Raw genomic sequence first — 20,264 nt, forward strand, 5'->3', positions numbered from 1 at the left:
CCGCCGCCCAGGATCGATACGCCCTCTCGGTGTCGAGGGTGTAGGAGTCGGGCTCGGTGCCGGTGAGCAGCGCGATGCGCGAGGCCCCCGCGTCGCGCAGACTGCCGAGCAGGACGTGCAGGGTCTCGTCGGAGTCGCTCTCGATGCCGGGCACGTCCGCGCAGTCCGGGTCGAGGGGCTTGCCGTCGGTCACCACCGGTTTGCCCCGCCGGCGGCACTCGGTCACGATCGGGTCGCCGTGCGCGGGGTCCACGATGATCACACCGTCCAGGGGGACCTTGCCCCACAGGGCCGTGGGCAGGACCACCACCGCGTGGTCGCGCTCGACCGCGAGCATGGTCGCCCCGGAGATGAACGCGGCGTAGTAGGGCCGGTAGGTGTGCTCCCAGTGCCGTGAACTGACGTGCTCGACCAGGATGCCGATCACGCCGACCCGGCCGGAGGCGAGCCCGGCCGCGATCGGGTCGGGCTGGTAGCCGAGCCTTTCCGCCGCCGCTCGCACCACGTCGCGAGTGCGCTCCGAGACCCGGCCCTTGCCGCTCAGCGCGTGGGAGACCGTCGTGATCGACAGCCCGGTCGCCCGGGCGACGTCGCGGATGCCGATGCGAGGGGTCACCTAGGCATAGTGCCACGGATGAGAAAACGTTTTGGCAACATTCCTTGACTCTGCCAAAACGCTTTTGCAACAGTTCCGCCAGGCCCCCAACCAGGAAAGACGCGCCAATGGTCACTAACCGTCCCCGCATCGTCGCCGCAGGTCTGCTGGCGCTGCTGTCCATCGCCGGGTGCGGCACGCCGTCCACCTCGGCCAACACGACCGAGGCGAGCGGCGGCTCGTACGGCAACTGCAAGGTCACCGGCAAACGCGGCGAGTTCACCCTCAAGCCCGTCGTCGCGGACACCCTGAGCGTGCAGGGCGACCTGCCCTCTCCCGGCTGGTGGAACGGCGACACCGTCGCCGCGATCAAGGACGGCTACGAGTACTGCATGGCCGCCACCATCGCCCACCGGGCGGGCCTGTCCAAGCTGGCGATCGAGAACACGCCCTTCGACGCCCTCGTCTCGGGCCGCACCCAGAACTTCGACATGGCCCTCGCCGAGATCTCCATCACCGACGAGCGCAAGAAGGTCGTCAACTTCTCCGCACCGTACTTCGCCTCCAACATCGGCGTGATGGTGAAGAAGGGGGCGTCCGTCACCGCCGGGAACATCCGCAAGCTCCGCCTCGGCGTCAAGCAGGGCACCGCGGGCGCGCTGTGGGTGGCCGGCACCCTCAAGCCGGAGCAGCAGCCCAAGGTCTTCGCCAACGACTCGGAGATGAGCGCCGCGCTCCAGGCCGGCCAGCTCGACGCGGCCTTCCAGGACGTGGCCATCATGCTCGGCTCGGCCGTCAAGTCGAACGGCCTGCTGGAGGTCGTCGGCCAGTACAGCACCGGTGAGTCCTACGGCGCCCTGTACCCGAAGGACTCGGCGAACGCCGAGACCATCAACAAGATCATCGAGCAGATGCAGTCCGACGGGACCCTCGACCAGCTCTCCGCGGCGTATCTGTCCAAGGCGTTCGGCGGTGACCCCGCCCGGGTTCCGCTGTGGCAGGCGTCATGACGGCGACGGCTCAGCCCGTCCCGACGCCGGGACGCGGCGCGGCCCTCGCCGGTCTCGCGGCGGCCACGGTCGCCACCGTGGCCACCTGGTCCGTCGCGGCCGTCCTCTTCGAGGCGGCGAGCCCCGGCGTCTGGCGCTGGGTGCTGGGTGCTGCCGCCCTGCTGGGCGCCGCCGCCGTGCTCCTCGTCTACCGCCCGGCGCTCGACGCCTGGCGCTGTTCGGGCCGGTGCGCCACCTCGGCGGACGTCGTGGAGCGGCGAGGGCTCGCCGCCCGGGTGCGGGAGTCCGCGTGGACCGCGGCCGGTACGGCGTTCGCCGTCCTGTGCGCCCTCGCCCTGATCGTCTTCGTGCTCGCGAACGACGCCGCCGTGCAGCGGACGTTCTTCCAGGGCGAACTGATCGGCACGAGCACCCTCGACATCGTCCGGGCCTTCGGCACGAACCTGTTCATCGCCGTCGTGGCGCAGGTCCTCGTGCTGGTCTGGGGGCTGGCCCTGGCCCTCGCCCGGCTCGCCCCCGGCCGCGTGGGACGGCCCATCCGGGCTCTGGCGGTCGTCTACATCGACGTCATCCGGGCCGTGCCCGCGATCATCGTCATCTACCTGATCGGCTTCGGCCTGCCGATCGCGCAGATCCCGGTGCTGTCCGGCCTGAGCCAGACCTGGTACGCCGTTCTCGCGCTGACGGTCGTCTACGGCGCCTACGTCGCCGAGGTCTTCCGCTCGGGCATCGAGAGCGTGCACCCGAGCCAGGTGTCGGCCTCGCGCTCCCTCGGCTTCTCCCACCTGGCGACGATGCGCCACGTCGTGGTGCCGCAGGCGACGAAGCGCGTCGTCCCGCCGCTGCTCAACGACTTCATCGGCCTGCAGAAGGACACCGCGCTGGTCAACGTGATCGGCACGATCGACGCGTTCAACCAGGCCAAGATCTTCTCCGCGAACCACTTCAACCTGTCGTCGGTCACGGTCGTCGCGGGCCTGTTCATCCTGATCACGATTCCGCAGGCGCGCCTCGTCGACCGGCTGATCGCACGCGACAAAGCCCGGGGGGCGTGATGGCATTCCTTGAGATCACCGGGCTGCGCAAGAGCTACGGGGACCACGAGGTGCTGCGCGGCATCGACCTGTCGGTGGAGCAGCACGAGGTGATCTGCCTCATCGGGGCCTCGGGGAGTGGCAAGTCCACGCTCCTGCGCTGCATCAACGCCCTGGAGACGATCGACGGCGGCCAGGTCAGGCTCGACGGCGAGGTCGTCTCCGGCCCCGGGGTGGACGTCAACCTGCTCCGCCGCGACGTCGGAATGGTGTTCCAGAGCTACAACCTGTTCCCGCACATGAGCGTGCTCGACAACGTCACGCTCGCGCCGATCCGGCTCGGCGGCCTCTCCCGCGCGGAGGCCGAGAAGAAGGCGACGGCACTGCTGGAGCGTGTCGGCCTGGCGGACCGGGCCGGCGCCTTCCCCGACCGGCTCTCCGGCGGCCAGCAGCAGCGCGTGGCCATCGTGCGCACGCTCGCCATGGAACCCCGGGTCCTCCTCCTGGACGAGATCACCGCCGCGCTGGACCCCGAACTCGTCGCCGAGGTGCTCGGCATCGTCCGGCAGCTCGCCGCCGAGGGCATGACCATGCTGCTCGCCACCCACGAGATGAGCTTCGCCCGGGAGGTGGCCGACCGGGTCTGCTTCCTCCACCAGGGCAGCCTCCTGGAGCAGGGCCCACCCGAGCAGATCTTCACCGAACCCGTAGAGGAGCGCACCCGAATGTTCCTGAAGTCGATCATCGCGGCAGGCCGTCTGTGATTCTCGCGATCCAGCATGAGGACGGCACCGGACCCGGCCTGATCGGCGAGCGCATCGCGACGGCCGGCGTCACGCTGGACCTCCGGTCCCCCTTCCGGGGCGACAGCCTGCCCCCGTCCCTCGACGGATACGAGGGGCTGCTCGTGCTCGGCGGCACCCCGGGCACCTACGACGTCGACCTCGCCCCCTGGCTGCCGCACGCCGGCGAGCTGCTGCGCGGAGCCGTACGCGACGAGGTGCCCACCCTCGGGGTCTGCCTCGGCGGCCAGCTGCTCGCCGCCGCCTGTGGCGGCGAGGTCGCGGTCGCCGCGCGTCCCCAGGTCGGGCTGTACGGCCTGCACGCCCATCCGGCCGCCGCCGACGACCCGCTCTTCGCCGGTCTCCCCGCGGACGCGCAGGCCGTCCAGTGGCACTGGGACGAGATCACGTCGCTGCCCCCGGGAGCCGTGCCCCTCCTGTGGGACGAGGACTTCCCCTTCCAGGCGTTCCGGCTGGGCCCGGCGGCGTGGGGCGTGCAGTTCCACCCCGAGGTGCTGCTCGATTCCGCCCGGGCGTGGGCGAAGGACGAGTCGGGCAGGCTCGTGCGGCTGGGAGTGGACGTGGCCGCGATGCTCGACCGGGTCGAGGCCGCCGAACCGTCCCTCCGGACGCTCTGGGGTGGCGTGACCGACCGCTGGATCGACCTCGTCCGATCTCACCCGACCGTGCCGGGGGCGTCCGTCAGCGGGCCGTGACGCGACGCGGTCGTCCGTCAGGCGGGCTGGTCCCAGATGCTGGGGGTGTCCGTCTCCTGACGCATGACCGCGGACCATTCGAGCGCCGAGCGCGCGTTCTCCAGATCGTCGGTGGCTATCACGATCCTCACGCCCCCGAAGGTGGTGTAGGCGAGGTCGATGTTGACGTTCGCGTCGGCGAGCTGCCTGGTCAGCTCGCCGAGCGTCCCGGGCCGATCCTCAAGGTCCACCACCAGCACCGGTCGCTCGTCCGCGATCCCCATCCCGGCGCCTTCGAGCACCTCCCGGCACCTGTCGGCGACCGCGTCGTCGACGAGCACATGGACGATGCCCTTGCCCTCCCCGGTGAAAGCTGCGAGGCCCTTGATGTTCACGCCGGACTCGCCGGTGACCTCCCCCAAGCGGGCCAGCTCACCCGGCTGGTCACTGATGATGACGGCTATATCGGTGGGCATCGCCCATCAATCTTCTCATCAAGTAATAAATCCGACAATCCACCCTCCCCTAGTACGGTGGCCACACACCTTGTCGCCCGGGTGAAGCCGGGGCCGGGGCCGGGGCCTGAGCCGTTCCCGGCAGGAGCAGCCGGTCGGCGAGTGCGGCCAGGCAGAGCGCCCAGCCACTCCAGGCCACGTATCCGGCGAAGTTGACCAGATCCGCGCCGGGCAGCTTGAGCGGCACCAGCAGCCCGGCCAGGATGGCCAGCGCCGCGCCGGCGCCCAGCGCCCTGAACCAGCGCGGCGGCGCGGGCAGGGCCGCCAGGAGCAGGAGGGTCCAGGCGGCGGTGAACAGGTAGCCGAGAGTTTCGCCGACCCCGGTGCCGAGATAGCCGTGCAGGACGGCGAAGACGGTCTCGGCCGTCGCCCGGTCACTCGCGTGGGCCAGTGCGGGCACCGCGAACGGCCAGCGGATCAGGCCGATGATCTGGACCAGCCCGGCCAGCACCCCGGCCTGCGTCGCCAGCGCGGCGACCGGCCGGTCCGGCAGGCGGCGGCCGAGCAGCACCGCGACCGGGATCAGCGAGCCGGCGCCGAGCGCCAGCAGCAGGAACCAGGCGGAGACGGCCGTCTGGTTGGCGGCGAACCTGGCCAGGACCGTCGCGGGCGGCTCGGCGAGCACGTCCGGATAGCCGAAGACGGCGCCCAGGCCGATGAAGGCCGCGTTGGCCGCGATCACACCCAGGGCGAGGATCGATCTCATGGGACTCCTTAACTCTGAACGGTGTTTAATATTAAACACCGTTCAGAGTTTCTTTGGAAGACTAGAGTTTCCCCGTGAAGAGAGGACCTCAGCGCTCGGTCGATCCGCGAGCCGTCCTGGACGCGGCCCTGGAGCTGGTCGACGGCGGAGGGCTGACCATGCGGGCACTGGCCGCGCGGGTGGGCCTGACTCCCGGCGCGCTCTACACCTACTTCCCCGACCGGGCCGCCATCATGAACGCGCTGACCGACCGGCTGCTCGCCGATGCCGACCTGGGTGTGCTGGAGGACCGCGCCAGGCCGCCGCACCAGCGGATCGAAGACTTCGCGCTGGCGTTGCGCGAAGTGCTGCTGTGCCACCCGGCGGCGGTGCCCGCGATCCTCGGCGCCGCCTACAGCGGGCCGGTCGCGCTGCGGGTCGGTGAGAGCATGCTCGGCGTGCTGCCGGACCCGCGCGCCTGCTACGCCGTGATGGTCTACGTGCTGGGCTCCATCGCCCTGGAGGCGGCCGAGCTGGTGGGCGCGGGAGGCAAGGACGGCAAGGGGGCGGAGGCGCGGGGCGCCCTCCCCTCCGAGGCCGAGCGGATCGCCGCGCGCCGGGCCACCCTCGCCGTCGATCCCGACGTCTTCCCCCGCACCCACGCCGCGGCCGACGCCATCGCCGCCTACATCTCGACCGACCAGTTCCGCTGGGGCCTGCGCCGCCTCCTGGCAGGTATGTAACGGCACCGCCCCCTCGGAACTCCTACCCCTCGGTCAGGCGGTCCAGGCGCTCGGTGGCCTCGATGTACTCCTCGACCATCGTGAAGACCACGTCCTTGGCCGACCTCACCTGGTTCATGGTCCCGATGATCTGACCGGCGGGGAAGGTGGCCAGCTCGGCGGCGTCGGAGCGGCCGATCCGGCGCAGGGCGTCGGAGACCAGCATGAACTGCAGCGGCATCGGCAGGGTGCCCGGCGACTCGGCGGACTCCCAGGCGTCGGTCCACTCGTTCTTCAGCAGCCGGGCGGGCTTGCCCGTCCACGACCGGGAGCGCACGGTGTCGCGGGAGGTGGCCTCCAGGATGCGCCGCCTGGCCATCTCGGGGGTGTCGGCCTCCTCGACGGTCAGCCAGATGGACCCGGTCCACACACCCTCGGCGCCGAGCGCCATGCCCGCCGCCATCTGGCGCCCGTCGCCGATGCCTCCGGCGGCCAGCACCGGCACGTCCACGGCGTCCACGACCTGCGGGATGAGCACCATCGTGGAGATCTCACCGGTGTGCCCACCCGCCTCGGTGCCCTGGGCGACGACGATGTCCACGCCGACCTCGACCTGTTTGACCGCGTGGCGGGGGGTGGAGGCCAGCGCCGCCACCTTCACCCCTTTGGCGTGCGCCTGCTCGACCACGTCGGCGGGCGGCGGGCCGAGGGCGTTGGCCAGCAGCGCGATCGGGTGCCTCAGCGCCACCTCGACCTGCGGCCGGGCGGTGGCGTCGGTCCAGCCGAGCAGGACCTTGCCGGCGTCGGAGCCGGACAGCTCCGCGACGCCGTGCGCGGCCAGCAGGCCGTCGACGAACGCGCGGTGGCCGTGGGGGATCATCCCCTGGAGCCGTTCCACCAGGTCCTCGGAGGAGTCGGTGCCCAGCTCGGCCCCCGCGTAGGAGGCGGGCATGACCACGTCGACGCCGTACGGCCTGCCGTCGACGTGGTCGTCGATCCACTTGAGCTCCGTCTCGAGCTCTTCCGGGGTGAAGTAGAGGGCGCCGAGCACGCCCATCCCGCCGGCGCGGCTGACCGCGGCGACGACGTCCCGGCAGTGGCTGAACGCGAAGATCGGAAGCTCGATGCCGAGCATGTCCGTGACACGTGTCCGCATGCGCCCACGGTACGGTCACACCCAGCTAACTGCAACGCGTTCTAGTCTAGAACCTTCCGTCGGTACCGCCGGAGAGGATGTCGGCACCGCCGGGGGGCCTCGTCGAGAACATGTTTCAGCGAGGCATCCTGCGCCAGATCGCGCGGGGCAGCACGCGCATCACCGCGAAGACCGCCCGCAGCCTGCCGGGCACCCACACGACCTCGGCGCCCGAGCGCAGCCCGTCGATCACCGCGTCGGCGACCTGGCCCGGCGTGGAGGACATCGGCGCGGGGGACATGCCCTCGGTCATCCTGCCGATCACGAAGCCGGGCCGGACCACCATCACCCGGGCGCCCGAACCGTGCAGCGCGTCGCCCAGCCCCTGCGCGAAGCCGTCCAGGCCCGCCTTGGCCGAGCCGTACACGAAGTTGGCCCGGCGCACCCGCACCCCGGCCACCGAGGAGAGGACCACCAGCGTGCCGTGGCCCTGCTCGCGCAGCCGGCGGGCGGCGAAGAGCCCGGCGGACACGTGCCCGCCGTAGTTGACGGCGACGGCCCGGGCGGCGGCCACCGGATCGGCGTCGTAGGCCGCCTGGCTGCCCAGCACCCCGAAGGCGGGGATCACCACGTCGAGGTCGCCGACCAGTTCCGCGGCGGCCTCGATCACCTCACCGTGCGTCTCGGGGCGGGAGGCGTCGAAGTCCAGCAGGTGCACCTCGGCGGCGCCGATCACCGGGGGCGTGTCACCGGTGTCACGGGCGGCGAGCACGACCCGGCGGGCGCCGTCGCGGACCAGCCGCTCGACGATCGCCAGCCCGATCTCGCTGCGCCCGCCCAGCAGCAGCACGGTGTCCACCGCGCCCAGGGCGTTCCTCATCGGGCAAGCCTCCCAGCGAGCTCCACAGGCCCGCGCCGCACAGCCGGCCTCACAGCAGGAGCCTCCTCGCCAGGTCGGAGCGGAACACCCCGCCGGGATCGGCCCCCTCGCGGACCTTACGCCACTCCCCCAGCCGCGGATACATCGCGGCCGCCGTCTCGGCCGACATCCGCGAGTCCTTGGCCAGGTAGACGCGCCCACCCGCCTCGGCGACCCAGCCGTCGAACTCCCGCAGCAGCGCGGCCAGCCCGGCGCGGCCCGCCGGGATGTCCAGGGCGAGCGTCCAGCCGGGGATCGGGAACGACAGCATCCCCGGCGTGCCGGGGCCGAACCGCTTGAGCACGGTGAGGAAGGAGACCACGCCCTCGGCCGACAGCCGGGAGACGATCCGCCGCAGCGTCGCCTCCGCACCGGCCGGCACCACGAACTGGTACTGGACGAAGCCGCGCGGGCCGTAGACCCGGTTCCAGCCGTCCACCGAGTCCAGCGGGTGGAAGAACGGCGCGAGCCCCTGCAGGAGGCCGGTCGCGGGACGCGCCCTGCGGTACCAGGCCTCGTTGAACGCCCGCACGGTCACCGGGTTGAGCAGGCCGCCCGGCGCCCAGGGCGGGGCCTTCAGCCGGGCGGCGGGCGCGAACGCCAGCGGGTCGGCGCCGCGCGGCAGCTCCTCGCGGCCCGCGTGGTCGCCCCGGGTGAGCACGCTGCGGCCCATCCGGCCGCCGGAGGCGAGCAGGTCGATCCAGGCGACCGTGTAGCGGTAGCGGTCGTCGGTGGCGGTCATCGTCTCCAGCGTGTGGTCCAGGTCGCGGGTGCGCTCGACGTCCACCCGCATGCGCGAGGTCTCGATCGGGACGCACCGGAAGACCGCCTCGGTGATCACGCCGGTGAGCCCCATCCCGCCGACCGTGGCCCAGAACAGGTCGTCGTCCGGCGTGAGGGTACGGCCGGCGCCGTCGGCCGTGACCAGGGTGAGGGAGCGCAGGTGGGCGCCGAAGGAGGAGTCGGCGTGGTGGTTCTTGCCGTGCACGTCGGCCGCCACGGCCCCGCCGACCGTCACGTGCCGGGTGCCCGGCGTGACCGGGACGAACCAGCCCCGGGGCACCAGGGCGGTCATCAGGTCGTGCAGGCTCAGCCCGGCGGCCGCGGTGACCAGGCCGGTGGTCTCGTCGATGGACCACGAGGTCAGCGCGGTGCAGTCGAGGACCAGCCCCCCGGCGTTCTGCGCCGCGTCGCCGTAGGAGCGGCCGAGTCCCCGGGCGGCGACGCCCCGGCCGGGGGCCCGCCGTACCAGCTCGGCGACCTCCCTCGCGGAACGGGGGCGGGCCAGGCGCGCGGGGGTCGGTGCGGTACGGCCCCAGCCGGTCAGGAAGGTCATGGCAGATAGATCCCGAGGGCGAGCGAGACGAGCAGGAGTGCGACGAACGCCTGGATGTGCCGGTCGCGCAGGGCGAGCTCCTCGGGCTCCTCCCCCACTCCCCGGTCCACCAGCAGGTTGTGCCGTAGGACCATGAGCACGAAGGGGACGATGCTGATCCCGTGGAACGGCCCCGGGTGGTCGCTGAGCGCCCACAGGCAGTAGGTCACGATCATGGCGCCGGAGGACATCATACGGACGCCCGCCAGGTATCCGGGAGTGTAGGCGGCCAGGATGGCCCGCGTGGAGCCGCCGTCGGAGGCGCGCAGCTCGGCCTCGCGCTTGCCGGCCACGAGCTGGAGCGAGCCGAGCGAGACCACCACGAGGAACCAGCGCGTCACCGGCACGTCCACGGCGACCGCCCCGGCGTAGGCGCGGACCACGTGACAGGCCGCGACCGCCACCAGGTCCACCACCTCCCGGTGCTTGAGCCAGTAGGTGTAGGAGAAGGTCAGCACCAGGTATCCGGCGACCACGGCCGGGAGCCGCCAGCCGCCGGACAGCGCGGCGACCGCCGGGGCCAGCGCCACGAGCAGGACCCCGGCGGCCCGCGCGAGCCGTACCGGGACCAGGCCCGCCGCGACCGGGCGGTGCCGCTTGCGCGGGTGCCGGCGGTCGGCCTCGACGTCGGCGGCGTCGTTGAGCAGGTAGGTGCCGCTCGCGGCCACACAGAACGCCGCGAAGGCGATCAGCGAGCCCAGCAGCCCCTGGCCGGTCACCAGCACCCCGGCCGCCGCCGGGGCCGCGAAGACCAGGACGTTCTTCAGCCACTGGCGCGGCCGGCAGGCCCGGACGAGAGCGGCGGGCGAGAAGCCGCGGGCAGCACGCGCGGCCGCCGGCGGGTCCGCCGGCGGCCGCGCGACCACCGTTTCCTCGTTCACCGTCCCGGCTTGTCAGGCCCTGCCGGCGCCGCGGAGCGCGAAGAACCCGCCGGCCAGCAGGGCGATGCCCAGCACGAGCAGGACGAGCGGGATCGTCATCTTGATCATGGTGATCTGGCTCTTGCCCTCGGTGGCGTTCTTCACCAGGTCGTTGACCGTCTGGGGGGTCATCTTCGCCGTCGCCACGAAGGCGACGGTGCTCTTGGTGCCGTCCTGGGTCTTGAGGACCTCGTGGCGCTGCTGCTCCTGCTTGACCGGCGAGCCGGTGGTGGGCTCGATCCAGTACGTGTTCTTACCGTCGTAGAACCGGTCCACCTGGATGTCACCCGTCGTGTCGGTCACCCCCAGGATCGAGGCGGGGACGGTGCGGGTCTCGGTCTTCGTCGGCGGGACGTCCTGCTCGAACCGGTAGACCCGCAGCCCGTTGACCGTATCCTCGTCGACGAACTTGGCGTCGAAGGCCCTGCCGACGGTGGAGTTGAAGACCTTGTAGGTCTTCTTCTCGACGTCGAACGGGAACTTGTAGATCTGGCCCTCCATCTTGACGGGCTTCTTGTCGATGTTCACCGCGCAGCAGTCGACGCCCTCGCCGGTGTATTTGTTGAAGGCGCTGCGCCGTTCGCCGAAGGAGACATCCGGATTGCCGTTGGTCACGTCGCTGACCGCGGTGAACTCGTCCCAGACGACCCGGTCGCCCTGGGACTGGGAGACGTCTCCGCGGGTGGTCACGGTGATGCCGAGGTCACCGGTCATCACCTTGAGAGCTTTGGGGTAGAAGTATTGGGCCCCCTGGGCCTCCAGCTTGCTCACCCCGTACTGCGCGGCCGGAGCCGCGATCAGGCTGCCACCGATCTGGAAGCGCACGAGCGGTGCCAGCACGATGAGGAACGCCCCGACGGCTACAAGGATTACTCCGACGATCCGGCGCATCTACCCTCCTGGGCCTTCTGTGCAGGAATTCAAAGGGCGATTTGTACTGAATTAACTTGCTACTGGCCGGTATGTTAGTGCGGCCAGTGACATGCGTCACCGAGGGATGCGCAAACGTGACCGAAACAAGTTCTACTTCGGCGGCCCTGTCTGGGCTCGGCGGCCACCAGGACGCGCTCGACGGCATGCGCGCCGTCGCGGCCTTCATCGTGCTGAGCTACCACGTGGCCATGGAGTCAGGCGAGGCGCTCAAGGAGGGCTTCGGCGGGGCGCTGCTGTCCCGGGGGGACATCGGCGTCCCGATCTTTTTCATTCTGTCCGGAATGCTGCTCTACCGCCCCTTCGCCGCAGCCACCATGGCCGGGAGGGGCGCACCGAACGTCCGCACCTACCTCCGCAAGCGCGGCCTGCGGATTCTCCCCGCATACTGGCTTGTCGTCGTGGTCGCCATGTTCATCTGGTCACGCGACCACGTGGCGGACCTGGGCACCTGGCTCTACCTGCTCCTGCTGGGCCAGAACTACAATCCCGACCCCTGGTGGTTCGGGCTCGGCCCCAAGGGACTCGCCCAGATGTGGAGCCTCTCGGTGGAGGCGAGCTTCTATCTCGCACTCCCCCTCATGGCCGTCGTCCTGGACCGGTACGCGCGCAGGGCGGGCCCGGAGCCGGTGGCACGGGCCCGCAGGCTTCTCGCGGGACTGACGGCGATGGCCTCGATCTCCTATATCTGGACCGTGTTCTCGTTCGTCCCGCTCTACCAGCCCCACCTGAACATCTGGCTCCCGCGATCACTGCTCTACTTCGCAGGCGGGATGGCGCTGGCCGTGCTCGCGCTCTGGGCCCGCGCCGAGCCGGAGGGGCCTGCCGCCCGGGCGGCCCGTACGATCGCGGCCTCCTGGGGATCATGTTGGCTGGTGGCCGCCCTCGCCTTCGCCTTCGCCGCCTCACCGGTGACCGGGGTGCGTTTCCTCGGGCTGGAGACCATGTGGACCGGCCTGTTCGAGCTGGGCCTGTACTCGATCGTGGCGCTGGGTCTGGTGGCGCCGGTCGCGCTGGCCTCCGGCAGGGAGACGCCGCTGAACTCGTTCCTCGGCAACCGGATCATGCGCTATCTCGGCAGAATCTCCTACGGCGTCTTCCTGTGGCAGTTCGTCGTGCTGTTCGTCTGGTACGAGACGACCGGCCAGAAGCCCTGGACCGGTAATTTTCCGATCAACCTGGTGGCCGTGGCGTTCTTCACGGTCGTGCTGGCCGACATGACCTATCGGATCGTCGAGGCACCTGCCCGGCGACTCGGCTCGCGCGGACACCGTCCGGCCACCGGCACAGTAGAGCAACCACCGGCAGTGAGGACCTCCGATCGATGACCAGCACCTCGTCAGCGAAGCCAACGGAGCCGACCGAACCGGCGGAACCGGCGGAGATTTCCTCCGGGCCGTTCCGCGCGGATCTGCGCCGCTCGGTGCGCCTGTTCAGTGCCTTCCGCAAGGAGCAGACCGACCCTGACTTCTTCTACGGGCTGCTGGCGGCCGACACGGTCGCCCAGCTCGGCGCCTACACCCCGCTCGATGGCAGGCTCGTTCTGGACGTGGGCGGCGGCCCGGGATACTTCGCCGACGCCCTGCGCCGGGCGGGGGCGCGGCCGGTGTGCGTCGACTGCGACGCGGGCGAGATGAGCATGCGGGACGGCTCTCCTCCGGAGGGCGCGGTGCTGGGCAGCGCGCTGGACCTTCCCCTCCGCGACGGCTCGGTCGACGTCTGCTTCTCCTCCAACGTGCTGGAACACGTGCCGGATCCGTGGAGGATGACCGGTGAGATGGTCCGGGTCACGCGGCCGGGTGGCCTGATCTACCTCTCGTTCACCAACTGGCTCTCCCCCTGGGGCGGCCACGAGACCTCCCCCTGGCACTACCTGGGAGGCCACCGGGCCGCGCGGCGCTACCGGCGCCTCCACGGCAGGCCGCCCAAGAACGTGTACGGCGAGAGCATGTACGCCGTCTCGGTGGGCGCCGCGCTGAAGTGGGCCAGGTCGTGTTCAGAGATCGAGGTCGTCGACGCGCTGCCCCGCTACCATCCGGGCTGGGCCGGCGCGGTGATCCGGGTCCCCGGCCTCCGGGAGATCGTCACCTGGAACCTCCTGCTGGTCCTGCGCCGCCGCTGACCGCCGGCGCCGTCCCGGCAGGGCACCGGCGGCCATCATGCCCGCCCCGAGCCCTGCCAGGACGGCCGGGACGGTCGTCTCGACCGCCCGCGCCCAGGCCGCGAAGTCCCCGGCGACGGCGGCGAACAGCGCGACGTCCTGCTCCGCCGTACGGAACGTCGCGTCGAAGACCACCAGCCGCTCCTGGTCGTCGGGGGTGCGCAGAGTCTGGCGGACGTGTTCCTCGATCTTGATCGGCAGCCCGCTGCGAGGTTCCACCCAGTAGACGCGGGAGGTCTCCGCGAACCTGGCGACCTTCACCGCACGCCCCGCGAGCCCGGCACGCCGGGCGACCGAGTCCGGGAGCGGGTCCGCCACGTCCTCGATCTTGACCGGCGCCGTGTCCTGCTCGTAGCGGTAGACGCGCAACCCTCGCAGTGACTGCTCACCGGTGTAGCGCATCTGGGTCTCGCGCAGCGTGACGGGATCGAAGAAGGGATGGGCGACCGGCCGGGCGTCGATCGGCCATCGGAAGGCGAGGCCTGCCTGCCGCACTCCCCGCCGAGCGCCGACGTACTCCTCGCAGCAGCTCCTGCTGATTCCGGTGCGCCGGTCGAAGCCGACACGGCGTTCCTGGTAGTCGATCCGCGCCCCGGAGCTGTCGTTGGTGGTGGTCAACTCGGTCCAGACCGCGGTGTCGCCGTCCCCGGCGAAGGAGTCGGCCTGCAGGATGACGGTCCGGTAGACCGGTTCGCCCTCGTGGAGCCGGAGGGTCGCCCAGTCGAAGTAGGTGGCGCCGGTCGCGGCCAGGTGGACCGTCGTGGGGTACGGCTCGCGCGGGTGGACCGCGCTGTACGGGTAGACGTACAGGCGTAGCAGCGCCGCCAGGATCAGCGCGAACGAGCTGGCGGCGAGCAGCGTGACCTGCCGGACATGCGGGACCCTCATGGCGACGGCACGGCCCTTCCGGCCTTGACGTCACCCATGCAGACCTTGGCCCCGGAGGCGATGCCGACGATCTCGATCTGACGTGTCCCCTCCGGGAGCGGCAGATAGATCTGGCTGAGGCCCGCAGGCAGCACGACCCTGTGCTTGGCGTCCCCGGCCAGCACTCCGACCTCGGTGCGGCCCGAGGTCCAGGTGCCCAGCCGGGCGAGCTCTCCCGTCGCGGGAAGGGGGATCGTGATCCGCCCCTGCTTCCGCGGCCAGCAGCCGCCGGGCGGGTCCTGCTTGGCGCCGTCGACGTCCACGGGCCGCAGCCGGCCCTGCCCGTCGAACACGAGCCCGTCCGCCGTCGGCACCGGCACGCGCATCAGCCGCCGCCGCGCCTCGTCCGCCAGCGGTGACAGCAGTCGCGAGGTACGGCCGTACTCACCGTAGCCGGACGAGAGCATGAAGTCGGGCACGGAGGAATCGAAGATCACTTTGTGCTGCTCCACGGTGGCCAGTGCCTTGCGCGCGGTGGCGAGATAGGCGAACTTGTCCGGAGCGCCGAGATGCCCGACGAAGGCGTTCAGGGAGATGAGCGAGGCCACCACGAACCCCCCGACGGCCAGACCGCCCGCCGCGTACACGACCTCCCCCCTGGGCAGCGGTCGCCGGTACGGGGCGGCCTCGCCGAGGAGCGGCAGTGTGAGGAGCCCGGCCACCATGGCCGCGACCGGCAGGGCGTCGGCGATGTAGCGGGTGTCCATACCCAGGAAGCCACCGGCCAGGTAGACACGTCCGTACAGCGGCGGCGGCACGTCTGCCAGCAGCACCCAGCCCAGCAGGATCGCCCAGGCCGCCAGGGCGCGGCGCCGGTAGCGCAGCGTCACCCAGAAAAGCCCGGCCACGACCAGCGCCGACAGCACGACCAGCCCCCAGGGCGGCGCGGCCACGGCCCGGTCGGGTCCGGCGAACCAGGTCCACGGACCACCCAGCGCGGTAGTCAGGAGCGTACGGCCGAGCAGGTTCCCCACGAAGGTCAGCCCGTCGGCGGGCGAGGGGAACGCGCCGATCCCCAGGGCGCCGACGGAGCGCACCAGGTAGAAGCCGGCGAACGCGACGAGCGTGCCTCCGTAGGCGAGCCACAGCCGTCCGCGACCGCGCAGCCCCCCGAAATAGGCCCAGGTGAGTGCGGCGAGCAACAGGGGAATGACGGCGGCCTTGACGAAGAAGAGCATCCCCAGGACGGTCCAGCCGATCGCGGCGGCGACGTGGCGGTTCTTGCCCGTGCGCAGATGGCGCACGTGCGCGGTGACGGCCATCGGTAACGCGATCTGCAGCGGGACGGTGTTCAGCGCGGCCGCCCACCAGGTCAGCACGGGCACGGAGGCGGGGGCGACGACGAACAGCGCCAGCGGCGCGAGGATCAGCGGGCGGCGGCCGAAGAGTGTCGCCAGCATGGTGTAGACGGCGGACCCGGCGAGCGTGTGCGCGGCCACGACGATCACCGCGACCACGGTCCAGTCGTACGGCGCCAGCCGCGTCACCACCCAGTCGACGGCGAAGCCCCCGGGCATGAACTGCCCGAGGTAGAGGTCCGTCAGCCGCGCGGGGTCGAACCCGGACTCCACCGACCTGGCGGCGTAGGCGAAGTCGTCCTCCTTGAAATACGCCTGGGCGACGATCAGCGCCTTGAACGCCGCCTGGACCAGCAGCACGGCGAGCGCGGCGATCAGGGTGGCCCGGCCGTACCGCGACACCGTCTCCGCGCCGGGCCCGACCCGTTCCGGCTTCTCGATCAGGTCCATGAATACTCCGGTGTCGGTCCGGAACCGGATACGGTCGCGGCCGGTGGGGGTGCGAGTTCCCTCGGGTCCCGCCGGGGCGCGACCGGGAGCAGGCCCGAGGCCAGCAGGCCGAGTGCGGCGAGCGTGGCCGACTGGCCCGCCCACTCGGGAAGGCCGGCGGCCAGCCCGATGCCGGCGGCGGCGAAGAGCACGGCGGGCGGCCAGGGGGACCGGATGGCGGCGACGATCCGCTTGACGCCTCCGTCGGCCATGTATCTGGCCCTGGCGACTCGCCCGGCCCAGACGATGAGGAGGAAGGCCGGCAGGACCACGGCGACGCCGGCCAGGCCGTCGGTCCAGAAGCCCACCACCGGCACGATCAGCACGGCCGAGCGGGGTGCCGCCGGGCCTGCCGGGGCCCAGGAGGTCCGGCGCCGCGCCGGCCAGGCCGCCATGACCACCACGGCCAAGGCGAGCCCGGCGCCGATCAGGAGCGCGGCGCGGTAGGAGTCGTCAGGGGTGTAGTGCATGGTCACGGTCCCGGAGAGGCGGGCTGGCAGCAGCCACGCCTGCCGCCAGCCGTCGAGACGGACCGGGAGGAGCTCCTGCCCTCCGGCGACGGCCCGCCAGCCGTCGTTGAAGTTCTCGTTCACCACGAGGTAGGAGACCTCGGAGGTGCTGACCCGTACCTGCCTGGTGGCGGCGTCCCAGCGGGTGATGCCGACCGGTTTCATGGCGGTCGGCGCGGCATCGGTCCGGTCGCCGTGGATCACCAATGACTGCACGCGGAACGCGTCCTCGTACCCGGCGGTGACGCGGACGCCGCCCGGCCCCACCGCGACGGGCTCGCAGGCGCGGTAGGAGATCTCCCGGCCGTTGAGCACGTCCCCGAGCGTGCCCTCGACGACCTCGGTGGGCACCTCGTTGCCGCCGACGGTCAGCGCGGGCCCGAAGCCGCAGGGCAGTCGGAGCGGGAAGGTGTCCAGGTCGGGAACGTGAGGGACACCGGGGATCGAGACGTCGACGAGTTCGAGCGGCCGCGAGACCGTCGTCCCGAACTCGATCTTGAGGGTCCTGGTCCGGACCTCGGCGATCCGGAGCCAGCCGTCGGAGCCCGGCCACCCGGACCTGACCAGTCCGTCGCCGGTCCTGACGGTCACCCGGACCGGCGGCAGGCCGAGGTAGGAGTCGGGGAAGCGGAGCTTGATCCGGGAGATCGCCACCTCGCGCCCCAGGTCCATGGTGAGCGTCGGCCGCCGGTCGAGCGGGTCGGCGTACCAGATCGTGCGGTTGTCGCCGTCGAACGCGGCGCGGCCGAGGACGGCCGGATGGTCGACAGCCGTGGACGAGGCGGCCACCTTGGGATGGGACCCGGGCAGTGTCACCAGCCGCTCGGCCGTCTTCGGGTCGGTGAGCAGGGCCCGGCCGCTGATCTCCCACTCGCCGACCTCCGGGCTCACCACTTTGCGGTCGAAGCCGTACCCGTCCTCCCCCTGGACCTCCAGCCGCTCGTCGCAGACCCAGGCGAAGGACCCTCGCGTGCAGGGCGAGAGGTCGGCGGTCCTGGTCAGCACGGTGGTCACGGCGCTGCCGTCCCCGACGCTCGGCACAGAGATGGTACGGCCGGGCCGTACGCCGGGCACCGTCACCTCGGACAGCCCAACCCGGCCGCCGAGCGGCCCCGCCTGCGCGCCGCCGACCTTCGTGACCCGGATCCTGATCCGGGAGGTGGGGCCTCCCGGCACGGCGAGCCGCTGTGTGTCGGCCAGGGTGACCGCCGAGGTGGCCCTGCCGGAGTCGGTCTCGACCACGACCTCGGTGACCGGCGGCCCGATGGCGGAGCGCTCGAACCGCGCGGTCACGTACGGCAGCGTGATCGGTTCGGTGAAGCGCATCTCCCACCACTCGCCGACAGGACTGTTCCATCCGTCGGAACGCCAGCTCGTCCGAGGGTCCCCGTCGACCGCTGCGAACGGCTGGCGTCCCGGGTCGCGCGTGCCCGGCAGCGCGCTCGCCGAGCTCGCTGCGGACGAGGCCGAGAGCCCGGCGATCCCGGTGTATTCGGCCGTCGAGGTGTACCGGCCCCAGGCGGGGTCGGTCAGGTCGGCGGCCCCTGCCGTCCGCTGGGGGTTCTCCGACTCCGTGAGGGTGGCCGAGGCCGACCGCCTCAGGTCGCTGAAGACGTTCTCCCTGCGGCGGAGGGTGTCGGTGACGATCGTGTCCCTGGCCGGCACCTCGTAGGCCGCCGCGTCGTCGCCGACCACCACAGGTCGATCGTCGCCGAGCAGTCCCTGTTCGGCGAGGGTGAGCACGGACTCCGGCGCTCCGGTGACCCTCGTCGTGCGGGTGGCCGGCAGCGTTCCGGCCGGCATGGGCGAGCCCGCGACCCTGTAGACCTCCAGGGCGTCGTAGGGCTGGTCGAGCCAGGTCGCCGCGATGTTGCTCTGCTCCTGGCCGACCTGGGGGCCGAAACCGCGCACCCTGGACAGCCCCGGTGACTCGTCGAGGGTCTCATGGACCCTGGCGGGCCAGGCGTCGCCGATCGTGGCCCGGTCGAGGTCGTTACGGACCAGGACGTAGCCGACCCCCATGCGGCGCAGTGTCGAGCCGAGTCCGAGCGACCCCTTGCCCGCGCTGAACCGCTCGTCCAGGGCCTGCATGATCCGGGCGATGCCCGGCGATCCCCACGGCACGTTCGTGTGCGCCGACCAGCGCACACTGTCGAGCAGCGGCTGGAGGGGCTCGTCGATGGGCCGGCCCCAGTCGTACTCGCCGCGCCGTGACCCCGGGACGACCAGCACCATCTGGTCCGTCGCGTTGGTGTTGAGCCAGTTCACGGCGTCACGCCAGTAGGTGGGCACCTGCCAGAACGAGCCGCCCGCGGTCACCCCCGACAGCGCGACCGGGGTGAGACCTAGCCCGACGAGGACGACGGCTCCGGCGCGCAGCGGCAGCCGGGCCCGTGCGGGCGCGCCGACGCGGGACGCCAGGACGGCGACTCCCAGCGCGATGGGCAGACGGATCAGCGCGTCGAACTTGTGGAGGTTGCGGAATGCGGCGAGCGGGCCGTCGAGCATCTCCCGGGTCACGCCGGCCAGCGGGCCCGCGTGGCCCGCGGCGACCACCGCCACGCCGGTCAGCAGGGTGAGCACCAGGAAAAACCGCTCCGGGGTGCTCCGGCGCGCCAGTCCGGCCAGCCCGAGCGCGGCCACGAGCGAGGTCACCACGATCAGCCACGGCCGGGTCGCCTGGGCGAAGGCCGCCTCCACCCAGGGCCTGCCGTCCACCTGCAGGAAGCTGAGCCAGCTCGACGTGCCCCTGACGACGTTGGTGAGCGAGGTCACCTTGCTGGTCGCGACGGCCGTCTCGATGAAGGGCAGGAACGAGAAGATATGGCTGCCCATGACGAGCAGCGGGGCCAGCCACCAGAACGCCGCCATCCCGACCAGCGGCAGCCACCAGGCGATCAGCCTGCGCTTGAGCGGCCCCCCTCGCCTGGTGAGCAGGTAGAGAAACGGGACGACCAGGACTGCGAGCTCGGCCGCCGCGTTGACGCCGCCGCACAGCAGCAGCGCGGCGGCCGAGAGCGCGGCGGCGCGACGCGGGGTGGTATCCCCGCGGGCGCCCCTGATCAGGGGCAGCAGGATCCAGGGGAGGATCGCGCTGGGCAGGAACTCCGAGGAGTTGACGCCGATCAGCGCCTGGGCGTGAGGAGCGAGCGCGTAGGTCAGCCCCGCGAGTATGCCCGCTCTCGGCGAGCCGATGCCCAGGGCCCCGGCCACGCGGACGACCCCGAGGAACGCGGCGATCAGGACGGACGCCATCCACAGCCGCTGCACGTTCCACGCGGGCATGTCCAGGCCGAGCCAGAGGCTGAAGAAGGGGCCCATCGGGAACAGGTAGCCGTGGGCCTGGTTCTGCAGGTGACCGAAGAACGTCCCGTCCCACAGGTGGACCGCCCGGGCGAGGAAGCCGAGGGGGTTGAGGGCCATGTCGAGCTTGGTCTCGGCGATGATCCTGTCGGGCGCCGTGTTGAAGGCGATGGCTCCGAGCAGGAGGCAGCCCGCCAGCAGGTGCAGCCGGTGCCGCAGCCGGGCAGGCCCGGCGTCCACGCTGTCAGGGGTCAATGCGG

Annotated in this window: 17 protein-coding genes and 1 pseudogene; 7 read left to right on the plus strand and 11 right to left on the minus strand. The window is 71.6% G+C overall.

Going from position 1 to position 20,264, the window contains the following annotated elements:
* Positions 1 to 616 (minus strand): LacI family DNA-binding transcriptional regulator (locus tag ACWDS7_RS08920; RefSeq protein WP_451928778.1); only part of this gene is annotated, 616 nt, incomplete at its 3' end.
* Positions 617 to 723: 107 nt separating this feature from the next.
* Here ACWDS7_RS08920 and ACWDS7_RS08925 point away from each other — a divergent pair.
* From ACWDS7_RS08925 to ACWDS7_RS08940, 4 genes are read left to right on the plus strand one after another with little or no spacing between them, the layout of a single operon-like run.
* Complete coding sequence (locus ACWDS7_RS08925; protein ID WP_451928779.1) at positions 724 to 1,605, plus strand: ABC transporter substrate-binding protein; 882 nt, start codon at positions 724 to 726, stop codon at positions 1,603 to 1,605.
* Complete coding sequence (locus ACWDS7_RS08930; protein ID WP_451928780.1) at positions 1,602 to 2,660, plus strand: amino acid ABC transporter permease; 1,059 nt, start codon at positions 1,602 to 1,604, stop codon at positions 2,658 to 2,660. The genes ACWDS7_RS08925 and ACWDS7_RS08930 overlap by 4 nt, the downstream gene beginning before the upstream one ends.
* Positions 2,660 to 3,403, plus strand: a complete 744-nt coding sequence (locus ACWDS7_RS08935) for an amino acid ABC transporter ATP-binding protein (RefSeq protein WP_451928781.1) — start codon at positions 2,660 to 2,662, stop codon at positions 3,401 to 3,403. The genes ACWDS7_RS08930 and ACWDS7_RS08935 overlap by 1 nt, the downstream gene beginning before the upstream one ends.
* Positions 3,400 to 4,137, plus strand: a complete 738-nt coding sequence (locus ACWDS7_RS08940; protein ID WP_451928782.1) for a type 1 glutamine amidotransferase — start codon at positions 3,400 to 3,402, stop codon at positions 4,135 to 4,137. The genes ACWDS7_RS08935 and ACWDS7_RS08940 overlap by 4 nt, the downstream gene beginning before the upstream one ends.
* A 17-nt stretch (positions 4,138 to 4,154) precedes the next feature.
* On the opposite strand, the gene ACWDS7_RS08945 is transcribed toward ACWDS7_RS08940, so the two are convergent.
* Entirely contained in the window at positions 4,155 to 4,592 is a 438-nt protein-coding gene (locus tag ACWDS7_RS08945) for an ACT domain-containing protein (RefSeq protein ID WP_451928783.1), read from the minus strand.
* A 49-nt stretch (positions 4,593 to 4,641) separates the two neighbouring features.
* On the minus strand, positions 4,642 to 5,337 hold the full coding sequence (locus ACWDS7_RS08950; protein ID WP_451928784.1) for a DUF4386 family protein: 696 nt from the start codon (positions 5,335 to 5,337) through the stop codon (positions 4,642 to 4,644).
* Between the two features lie 74 nt (positions 5,338 to 5,411).
* Between ACWDS7_RS08950 and ACWDS7_RS08955 the strand changes: the two genes are divergently transcribed.
* The gene (locus tag ACWDS7_RS08955; RefSeq protein WP_451928785.1) at positions 5,412 to 6,059 is read left to right on the plus strand and encodes a TetR/AcrR family transcriptional regulator; all 648 of its coding nucleotides are present in this window, start codon (positions 5,412 to 5,414) and stop codon (positions 6,057 to 6,059) included.
* A 22-nt stretch (positions 6,060 to 6,081) separates the two neighbouring features.
* On the opposite strand, the gene ACWDS7_RS08960 is transcribed toward ACWDS7_RS08955, so the two are convergent.
* From ACWDS7_RS08960 to ACWDS7_RS08980, 5 genes are all read right to left on the minus strand, one after another.
* Positions 6,082 to 7,194 (minus strand): NAD(P)H-dependent flavin oxidoreductase, encoded by a 1,113-nt coding sequence (locus ACWDS7_RS08960; RefSeq protein WP_451928786.1) that lies wholly within the window; start codon positions 7,192 to 7,194, stop codon positions 6,082 to 6,084.
* Between the two features lie 115 nt (positions 7,195 to 7,309).
* Complete coding sequence (locus ACWDS7_RS08965; RefSeq protein ID WP_451928787.1) at positions 7,310 to 8,053, minus strand: decaprenylphospho-beta-D-erythro-pentofuranosid-2-ulose 2-reductase; 744 nt, start codon at positions 8,051 to 8,053, stop codon at positions 7,310 to 7,312.
* A 49-nt stretch (positions 8,054 to 8,102) separates the two neighbouring features.
* Positions 8,103 to 9,428 (minus strand): FAD-binding oxidoreductase, encoded by a 1,326-nt coding sequence (locus tag ACWDS7_RS08970; protein WP_306858872.1) that lies wholly within the window; start codon positions 9,426 to 9,428, stop codon positions 8,103 to 8,105.
* Complete coding sequence (locus ACWDS7_RS08975) at positions 9,425 to 10,348, minus strand: decaprenyl-phosphate phosphoribosyltransferase (protein ID WP_451928788.1); 924 nt, start codon at positions 10,346 to 10,348, stop codon at positions 9,425 to 9,427. Before ACWDS7_RS08975 ends, ACWDS7_RS08970 begins: the two co-directional genes overlap by 4 nt.
* 12 nt (positions 10,349 to 10,360) lie before the next feature.
* Positions 10,361 to 11,278, minus strand: a complete 918-nt coding sequence (locus ACWDS7_RS08980) for a DUF3068 domain-containing protein (RefSeq protein ID WP_451928789.1) — start codon at positions 11,276 to 11,278, stop codon at positions 10,361 to 10,363.
* 116 nt (positions 11,279 to 11,394) lie between these two features.
* Between ACWDS7_RS08980 and ACWDS7_RS08985 the strand changes: the two genes are divergently transcribed.
* Complete coding sequence (locus ACWDS7_RS08985) at positions 11,395 to 12,645, plus strand: acyltransferase family protein (RefSeq protein ID WP_451928790.1); 1,251 nt, start codon at positions 11,395 to 11,397, stop codon at positions 12,643 to 12,645.
* The gene (locus tag ACWDS7_RS08990; RefSeq protein ID WP_451928791.1) at positions 12,642 to 13,439 is read left to right on the plus strand and encodes a methyltransferase domain-containing protein; all 798 of its coding nucleotides are present in this window, start codon (positions 12,642 to 12,644) and stop codon (positions 13,437 to 13,439) included. Before ACWDS7_RS08985 ends, ACWDS7_RS08990 begins: the two co-directional genes overlap by 4 nt.
* A 33-nt stretch (positions 13,440 to 13,472) precedes the next feature.
* On the opposite strand, the pseudogene ACWDS7_RS08995 reads toward ACWDS7_RS08990, so the two are convergent.
* From ACWDS7_RS08995 to ACWDS7_RS09005, 3 genes and pseudogenes are all read right to left on the minus strand, one after another.
* Positions 13,473 to 14,366 (minus strand): annotated as a pseudogene (locus ACWDS7_RS08995) (DUF3068 domain-containing protein); the annotation flags it as partial.
* The gene (locus tag ACWDS7_RS09000) at positions 14,363 to 16,153 is read right to left on the minus strand and encodes a hypothetical protein (protein ID WP_451928792.1); all 1,791 of its coding nucleotides are present in this window, start codon (positions 16,151 to 16,153) and stop codon (positions 14,363 to 14,365) included. The pseudogene ACWDS7_RS08995 and the gene ACWDS7_RS09000, both read right to left, overlap by 4 nt.
* A complete protein-coding gene (locus ACWDS7_RS09005; protein ID WP_451928793.1) occupies positions 16,144 to 20,259 on the minus strand; it encodes an alpha-(1->3)-arabinofuranosyltransferase in 4,116 nt (1,371 codons plus the stop codon). Before ACWDS7_RS09005 ends, ACWDS7_RS09000 begins: the two co-directional genes overlap by 10 nt.
* Positions 20,260 to 20,264 lie beyond the last annotated feature (5 nt).

The sequence above is a fragment of the Streptosporangium sp. NPDC003464 genome, from assembly GCF_053588315.1.